This is a genomic window from Mitsuaria sp. TWR114, assembly GCF_007997345.1.
In genome coordinates, this window is record NZ_VOSR01000604.1 from 1 (window position 1) to 8,083 (window position 8,083).

At 68.9% G+C, this 8,083-nt stretch carries 5 protein-coding genes and 3 pseudogenes; 1 reads left to right on the top strand and 7 read right to left on the bottom strand.

Annotated elements, in window-relative coordinates; genetic code table 11:
• Nucleotides 1-126: 126 nt before the first annotated feature.
• The 7 genes and pseudogenes from FUT87_RS20480 to FUT87_RS20510 all read right to left on the bottom strand — a co-directional run bounded on the left by FUT87_RS20480 (nt 127) and on the right by FUT87_RS20510 (nt 7,607).
• Complete coding sequence (locus FUT87_RS20480; RefSeq protein WP_147242213.1) at nt 127-417, bottom strand: hypothetical protein; 291 nt, start codon at nt 415-417, stop codon at nt 127-129.
• Between the two features lie 47 nt (nt 418-464).
• A complete protein-coding gene (locus FUT87_RS20485; RefSeq protein ID WP_091725821.1) occupies nt 465-1,271 on the bottom strand; it encodes an ABC transporter ATP-binding protein in 807 nt (268 codons plus the stop codon).
• A gap of 14 nt (nt 1,272-1,285) precedes the next feature.
• Nucleotides 1,286-2,583: pseudogene (locus FUT87_RS20490) on the bottom strand (ABC transporter substrate-binding protein).
• A 121-nt stretch (nt 2,584-2,704) separates the two neighbouring features.
• Nucleotides 2,705-3,769, bottom strand: coding sequence for a branched-chain amino acid ABC transporter permease (locus tag FUT87_RS20495; protein ID WP_147242214.1), 1,065 nt, complete (start codon nt 3,767-3,769; stop codon nt 2,705-2,707).
• A 30-nt stretch (nt 3,770-3,799) separates the two neighbouring features.
• Complete coding sequence (locus FUT87_RS20500; protein WP_147242215.1) at nt 3,800-4,729, bottom strand: branched-chain amino acid ABC transporter permease; 930 nt, start codon at nt 4,727-4,729, stop codon at nt 3,800-3,802.
• A 24-nt stretch (nt 4,730-4,753) separates the two neighbouring features.
• On the bottom strand, nt 4,754-5,662 hold the full coding sequence (locus tag FUT87_RS20505; protein ID WP_147242216.1) for an ABC transporter ATP-binding protein: 909 nt from the start codon (nt 5,660-5,662) through the stop codon (nt 4,754-4,756).
• A pseudogene (locus FUT87_RS20510) lies at nt 5,662-7,607 on the bottom strand (AMP-dependent synthetase/ligase). Before FUT87_RS20510 ends, FUT87_RS20505 begins: the two are co-directional and overlap by 1 nt.
• A 192-nt stretch (nt 7,608-7,799) precedes the next feature.
• Here FUT87_RS20510 and FUT87_RS20515 point away from each other — a divergent pair.
• Nucleotides 7,800-8,083, top strand: a pseudogene (locus tag FUT87_RS20515) (hypothetical protein); the annotation flags it as partial.

Consider the following 8,083-nt stretch of genomic DNA (forward strand, 5'->3'; position numbering starts at 1 on the left):
AGCAGCGCGGCGAAGGCCTCGGTGTGCTGCCGCGCGTTGGCGATCTGGTGCGGCAGGCCGCCATCAGGGCGGCCTCGCGGAGCGCGGGATCGCGGGCCTCGAGGGTGTCGTAGAACTCCGCGGCCATCACTCGTCCGCCCATTGCGCGAGCCGGCGCTTGAGGTCGTCCTGGAGCTTGCGCACGTCGGCGGCGCTGCGGCAGGCGCGGGTCTCCCAGTCGGGGCTGCGCATCGGCTTCTTCGCCAGTTGCGCGCTGATCTGGCCGTCGCCGGCCGACAGCCGGAGGACCTCACTGCCCTCGAAGCTCCAGCTGTCGCCGCGCTCGGTGAGCTGGCGCAGGTCGCGCAGCGCGCGGCGGAGCTGCACGAGCGCCTCCTCGACCTTGAACGGCGGTGGCGCGAAGAAGTCGTTGTCCATGAACTGCTCTCCCTTGGATCTCCGGTCAGGGCGCGCGGCGGCGGGCCTCAGGCCAGCCAGCGCTTGCGGCGCTTGTAGCTCTTGACGTCGCGGAAGCTCTTGCGGTCGGTGCCGCCCATGCCGAGGTAGAACTCGCGCACGTCCTCGTTGTCCCGCAGCGCCTGGGCCTCGCCGTCCATGACGACGCGGCCGTTCTCGAGGATGTAGCCGTAATCGGCGTAGCGCAGCGCCATGCTGGTGTTCTGCTCGGCCAGCAGGAAGGTGGTGCGCTCCTTCTGGTTGAGGTCGCGGACGATCTCGAAGACCTCCTCGACGATCTGCGGCGCCAGGCCCATCGAGGGCTCGTCCAGCAGCACCATCTTGGGATTGGCCATCAGCGCGCGCCCGATCGCGCACATCTGCTGCTCGCCGCCGGAGGTGTAGGCCGCCTGCGAGCCGCGCCGCGTCTTCAGGCGCGGGAAGTAGGCGTAGACCTTCTCGAGGGTCTCGGCCACCGCGGCCTTGCCGTCCTTGCGGGTGTAGGCGCCGGTCAGCAGGTTCTCCTCGATCGTCAGGTGCGCGAAGCAGTGACGGCCTTCCATCACCTGGATGACGCCGCGGTCGACCATGGCGGAGGTGGACAGGCGCTCGATGCGCTCGCCGCGCAGTTCGATGGAGCCCTTGGTCACCTCGCCGCGCTCGCCGGCGAGCAGGTTGCTCACCGCGCGCAGCGTCGTGGTCTTGCCCGCGCCGTTGCCGCCGAGCAGCGCCACGATGCGTCCTTCCGGCACCTGCATCGAGACCCCCTTCAGCACGAGGATCACGTGGTTGTAGATGACCTCGATGCCGTTGACGTTCAGAAGGACATTGGTCATGGCGCGCTCCGGGCTCAGCTCTGGCAGTCCGCCGGGGTGCGGCGGGTGACCTTCTTGTCGCTGGCGTACTTGTCCGCCGCCGCCTTGACCATCGGCTTGATGATCTGCTCGTCGGCCTGCAGCCAGTCGGAGGAGAAGTTCCACTTGCTGCCGTCCCAGGTGTGGACGCGCGCCCAGGTGGAGCCCATGTGGTCCTGGCAGGAGGTGGAGATCGGCCGGATCAGGTTGCCCAGGCCGAGCGCGTCGAGCCGCTTCTGGTCGATGGACAGGTTCTCCAGGCCCCAGCGCACCTGCTCGCCGGTCATGACCTTGCCCTTGCCGAAGCGCTCCTGCGCGCGGCGGATCGCCTCGACGCTGAGCATCGAGATGATCATCCCGCGCGTGTACAGCACCGAGCCGACCTCATCCTTGGGCCCGCTGCCCTGGCCCTTCTCATGGACATGCTTGAGGATGTCCTGCATGACCCTGGCCTGCTGGCCCGAGCCGTTCAGTGCCAGCGCGTTGTAGCCCTTGGCGCCTTCGCCCACGTCCTTGACGTCGGGCTCGGCGCGGCCCACCACACGCCGTACATCTTCTCGCGCGGGTAGCCGGTGGCCTGCGCTTCCTTCAGCGCGGTCGAGTTCATCACGCCCCAGCCCCACAGCAGCACGTAGTCCGGACGCTGCTGGCGCACCTGCAGCCAGGCCGACTTCTGCTCGACGCCGGGCGCCGTCACCGGGATCTTCACCAGCTCGAAGCCATGCATCTTCTGCCGCTCCTCCAGCAGCGGGATGGGCTCCTTGCCGAAGGGCGAGTCGTGATAGACCAGCGCGATCTTCTTGCCCTTGAGCTTGTCGAAGCCGCCCTCCTTCTTCGCCAGGTGCTGGATCAGCATGTCGGCGGCGGTCCAGTAGCTGCCCATCATCGGGAAATTCCACTTGAAGACATTGCCGTCCTGCGAGGCCGACAGCCCGTAGCCCAGCGTCACCAGCGGGATCTTGTCGGTGGGCACCTTGTCGGTCAGCGCGAAGGTGATGCCGGTGGCCTGCGGATCGAACAGCGATGCGCCCTTGCCCTTGAGCCGCTCGTAGCACTCGACGCCCTTGTCGGTGGCGTAGCCGGTCTCGCATTCCTCGAAGGTGATCTTCACGCCGTTGATGCCGCCGTCGCGCGCGTTGATCAGCTTCAGGTAGTCCTGCTTGCCGTTGGCCCACGGCGTGCCGTTGGGCGCATACGGGCCGGTGCGGTAGACCAGCAGCGGGATGAACTGCTCCTTGGCCTGCGCCAGCGCGGCGCCCGAGCCGCCCAGCAGGCTGGCCGCGGCGGCCAGCATCAGCGCGGCGCGCGCCGCGATCGTCGAGGTCTTGTTCGGCTTCATCGGTCTGTCTCCTGGTGGCACTCGTGATGCCTTGTTGAATGTGTCGGAACCGGAAGGACTGCGGGGAACTGCTGAATCAATGCGGGAAGGGCCACAGGCGCAGCTTCTCCTTGGCGATCTGCCAGAGCCGCGCGAGGCCGTGCGGCTCGACGATCAGGAAGAACACGATCAGCGCGCCGAAGATCATCGTGGTCAGGTGCGAGGCCAGCGCCGTGTCGATCGGGATGCCGAACCAGTACGGCAGGTTGTCCAGCACGATGGGCAGCACCACCAGGAAGGCGGCGCCGAAGAAGGCGCCGGCGATCGAGCCCAGCCCGCCGATGATGACCATGAACAGCAGCTGGAAGCTGCGGTCGATGGAGAACGCCGCCGGCTCCCACGAGCCCAGGTGGATGAAGGCCCACAGCGCGCCGGCCACGCCGACGATGAAGCTGCTGACCGCGAAGGCGCTGAGCTTGGCCGCCATCGGCCGGATGCCGATGACGGCGGCGGCGACGTCCATGTCCCGCATCGCCATCCAGCTGCGGCCGATGTGCCCGCGCACCAGGTTCTTGGCGATCAGCCCGAACACCAGCACGAAGGCCAGGCAGAACAGGTATTTCTGCACCGGCGTCTCCACCGGCAGCCCCAGCACCGACAGCCCCGACACGCCCACGGAGCCCGAGGGCGAATCGTTGGTCAGCCACTTGATGCGCAGGAAGGCCCAGTCGCAGAAGAACTGCGCGGCCAGCGTCGCCACCGCCAGGTACAGGCCGCGGATGCGCAGCGACGGGATGCCGAAGAGCACGCCCACCACCGTGGCGCACAGCCCGCCCAGCAGGATGGCGGCGACCACCGGCATGCCGTCCACCCGCGCCAGGAAGTTGAAGGCCGCGTAGGCCCCCACCGCCATGAAGCCGCCGGTGCCCAGCGAGATCTGCCCGCAGTAGCCGACCAGGATGTTCAGGCCCAGCGCCGCCAGCGACAGGATCAGGAAGGGGATGAGGATCGCGCGCAGCAGGTACTCGCTCGCGAGTCCCGGCACCACGATGACCGCCAGCGCCAGCAGCAGCCCCATGGCCACGCGGTCCTGCGCGATCGGGAAGATCTGCTGGTCCGCGCCGTAGCTCGTCTTGAACTGGCCGTTCTCGCGATAGAGCATGTCGTTCTCCGTTTCAGGCGTTCGAGCCGTTCAGACGCGGTCGATGATCTTCTCGCCGAAGAGGCCCTGCGGCCGCATCAGCAGGAAGACCAGCGCCAGCACGTAGGCGAACCAGATCTCGATGCCGCCGCCCAGCGACGGGCCGATGTAGATCTCCGACAGCTTCTCGCCGACGCCGATGATCAGTCCGCCGATGATCGCGCCCGGCACCGAGGTCAGTCCGCCCAGGATCACCACCGGCAGCGCCTTGAGCGCCACCAGCGAGAGCGAGAACTGCACGCCCAGCTTGGAGCCCCAGATGATGCCGGCCACCAGCGCGACGAAGCCCGCCACGCTCCACACGATCACCCAGATGCGCGACAGCGGGATGCCGATCGACTGCGCCGCCTGGTGGTCGTCCGCCACCGCGCGCAGCGCGCGGCCGGTGCCGGTGAAGCGGAAGAACAGCGACAGCGCGGCGACCAGTACCGCGGCGATCAGCGCGGCCGCCAGGTCCTCCTGGTTGACCATCACGCCGCCCTGGAAGCTCTGCTCCATGAGGAACACCGGATCCTTGGGCAGCCCCACGTCGATCTTGTAGATGTCCGAGCCGAACAACGTCTGCCCGAAGCCGTCCAGGAAGTAGGTGATGCCCAGCGTGGCCATCAGCAGCGTGATGCCTTCCTGGTTCACCAGGCGCGACAGCACCAGCTTCTGGATCAGCCAGGCGACCGCCACCATCAGCGCCATCGCCACCAGGAAGGCCAGCAGATTGACGGCCAGCTTGCCGCTCAGGCCGGTCCAGCGCGGGATCCATTCGGCAAAACGCGCCATCGCCAGCGCCGCGAACAGCACCATCGCGCCCTGCGCGAAGTTGAAGACGCCGCTGGCCTTGAAGATGAGCACGAAGCCCAGCGCCACCAGCGAATACAGCATGCCCGTCATCAGGCCGCCGATCAGCGTTTCGAGGAAGAAGCCCATGTCGATCGCTCCTGCGTCCTGCCGTCAATGCGAGGCGCCGAGGTAGGCGCGGATCACGTCCTCGTTGGCGCGGACCTCGTCGGGCCGGCCGTCGCCGATCTTGCGGCCGTAGTCCAGCACCACCACGCGGTCGCTGATGTCCATCACCACGCCCATGTCGTGCTCGATCAGCACGATGGTGGTGCCGAACTCGTCGTTGACGTCCAGGATGAAGCGGCACATGTCCTGCTTCTCCTCGACGTTCATGCCGGCCATCGGCTCGTCCAGCAGCAGCACCTTGGGCTCCATCGCCAGCGCGCGGCCCAGGTCGACGCGCTTCTGCAGCCCGTAGGGCAGCCGGCCCACCGGCGTCTTGCGATACGGCTGGATCTCGAGGAAATCGATGATGCGCTCGACGTGCTCGCGGTGCGCGATCTCCTCACGCTCCGCCGGGCTCCACCACGGATTGCGAAAGGCCTGCGCGAACAGGCCCGTGCGCATGCGCAGGTTGCGGCCGCTCATGATGTTGTCCAGCACGCTCATGCCCTTGAACAGCGCCAGGTTCTGGAAGGTGCGCGCCACGCCCATCTCGGCCATGCGGCGCAGCCGCGTGCGCGGGGTCAGCCGGCGCACGTCCTCGCCGCGGAACAGCACCCGGCCCTGCTGCGGCTGGTAGACGCCGTTGATGCAGTTCAGCATCGAGCTCTTGCCCGCGCCGTTGGGGCCGATGATGGCGCGGATCTCGTGCTCGCGGACGTCGAAGCTGATGTCGTTGAGCGCCTTCACGCCGCCGAAGGACAGCGTGATGTTGCTGACTTCCAGGATCACCTCGCCGACACGGCGCTGCGCGGCGGGCGACTCGCTCGCGGCGGGCGCGCCCGGATCGGCGACGGCCGCGGCGGCCTGGGCATCCTGGAACAGCGCCGAGCCCGGCGCGGTGGCGATGGCGCTCATCAGGCGGCCCTCCGGGTGGGCGAGAAGATGCGGGCCTCCTCGATGCGCAGGTCGGCGGCGACGCTGCCGGTGCGGCCGTCCTCGAAGCGGACCGCCGTCTCGATGTACTGCGACGCCGGCCGTCGTAGAGCGCCTCGATCAGCACCCGGTACTTGTCGGCGATCGCGCCGCGGCGGACCTTGCGGGTGCGGGTGAGCTCGCCGTCGTCGGCATCCAGCTCCTTGTGCAGCACGAGGAAGCGGGTGATCTGGCTGCCGGCCAGACGCTCGTCCTGCGCGAGGTCGGCGTTGACCTTCTCCACGCAGTCGCGGATCAGCGCGTAGACCTCGGGCTTGCCGGCCAGGTCGGTGTAGCCGGCGTAGGGCAGGTTGCGGCGCTCGGCCCAGTTGCCGACGGCCTCGAAGTCGATGTTGACGAAGGCGCAGACGCGGTCGCGGCCATCGCCGAAGGCCACCGCCTCCTTCACGAAGGCGAAGAACTTGAGCTTGTTCTCGACGTACTTGGGCGCGAACATCGCGCCGTCATGCGCGCCGCCGCGCAGCCGGCCGACGTCCTTGGCGCGGTCGATGATCTTCAGGTGGCCGCCGGCATCGAGGAAACCCGCGTCGCCGGTGCGGTACCAGCCGTCGGCGCCCAGTACCTCGGCCGTCGCCTCGGGGTTCTTGTAGTAGCCCTTGAGCAGGCCCGGCGAGCGCACCAGGATCTCGCCGCTCTCGGCCAGCTTGATCTCCACGCCGTCGATGGGCACGCCGACGGTGTCGGACCTGGCCTCGTGGTCGGGCTGCAGGCAGACGAAGACCGCGGTCTCGGTCGAGCCGTAGAGCTGCTTGAGGTTGATGCCGATGGAGCGGTAGAAGCTGAACAGGTCGGGGCCGATGGCCTCGCCGGCGGTGTAGGCCACGCGCACCCGCGAGAAGCCCAGCGCGTTGCGCAGCGGCCCGTAGACGGCGAGGTCGCCGAGCCGGTACTTGAAGCGCTCCCAGGCGCCGACCGGCTGGCCGTCCATCAGCGCCGGCCCGACGCGATGGGCCAGCGCCATGCACCGCGCGAAGAGCCAGCGCTTGAGCGCGCCGGCGTCCTCCATGCGGATCATCACGCTGGTGAGCAGGCCCTCGAAGACGCGTGGCGGCGCGAAGTAGTAGGTCGGGCCAATCTCCTTGAGGTCGATGCTGACGGTGCTGGCCGACTCGGGGCAGTTGACGACGTAGCCGCAGGCCAGCCACTGCGCATAGCTGAAGATGTTCTGGCCGATCCAGGCGCACGGCAGGTAGGCCAGCACCTCCTCGTCGTGGGTGAGGCGGTCGAAGCGCGCGCCCGCCTGCGCGCGGTCGATCAGCGTCGCATGGGTGTGGACCACGCCCTTCGGATGGCCGGTGGTGCCGGAGGTGAAGAACATCGCCGCCACGTCCTCGGCGCGGCCGGCCTCGACCTCGCGCTCGAACCAGCCGGGATGGCGCATCGCATGGGCGCGGCCGTCGTCGCACAGGCCGTCGATCGAGCCCAGGCCGTCGGCCGCGTAATGGCGCAGGCCGCGCGGATCGTCGAACCAGACGCGGCGCAGCGCCGGGCACTGGTCGCGGATCTCGAGCAGCTTGTCGACCTGCTCCTGGTCCTCGACGACGGCGAAGGCGACCTCGGCGTTCTGCAGCGGGTAGACGAACTCGGCGGCCACCGCGTCCTGGTACAGCGGCACCGGGATCGCGCCCAGCGACTGCGCGGCGAGCATGGCCGCGTACAGCCGCGGCCGGTTCTCGCCGATGACCACCAGGTGCTGGCCGCGCGCCATGCCGGCGGCGGCGAAGCCGTGCGCGAGATCGCGCACCAGCGCCGCGAGCCCGGCCCAGTCCAGCGTCTGCCAGATGCCGAGCTCCTTCTCGCGCAGCGCCGGCGCGCCGGGGCGCTGCCGTGCATGGGCGAGCAGCAAGCGGGGGAAGGTCTGGTCCACCGTCGTCTCCTTGTGGTCCCCGCTGTCGCCGTCTCTGGTGGAGGCGCTCATGCCGCGGGGTGAATGGACTGTAGGCCGGCTCATTGACGCCGTGTTGTCGTTGCGACGACATTCCTAGGGAGAGTTCGGGGCAGCGTTTTCCCCAGGGGGGCGCGTCAGGCTGTTGTCATGCGCCGGCGCGATGAACGGGGGATGGCCTCGATCACCGACACCGCTGTCCGCGCCGCGCTGGGTTCGCCGTCCCCGCCGCCCCTGCACCCGTCCCTGTCGGGGGCCGTGCCGACGCAGCCGCTGCGGCTGCGGGCGCGGGCCGCGAGCGCGCAGGAGATGGGCGCCATCCCCTGGCTGAAGGCGATCGAGCCGGAACTGCGCGAGCGGGTCTCCGCCAGCATCCAGGTGGCGGAGGTGGAGGTCGGCGAGCGCATCTGCCGCATCGGGCGCGAAGCCAATTTCTGGTTCGGCGTCATCGACGGCCT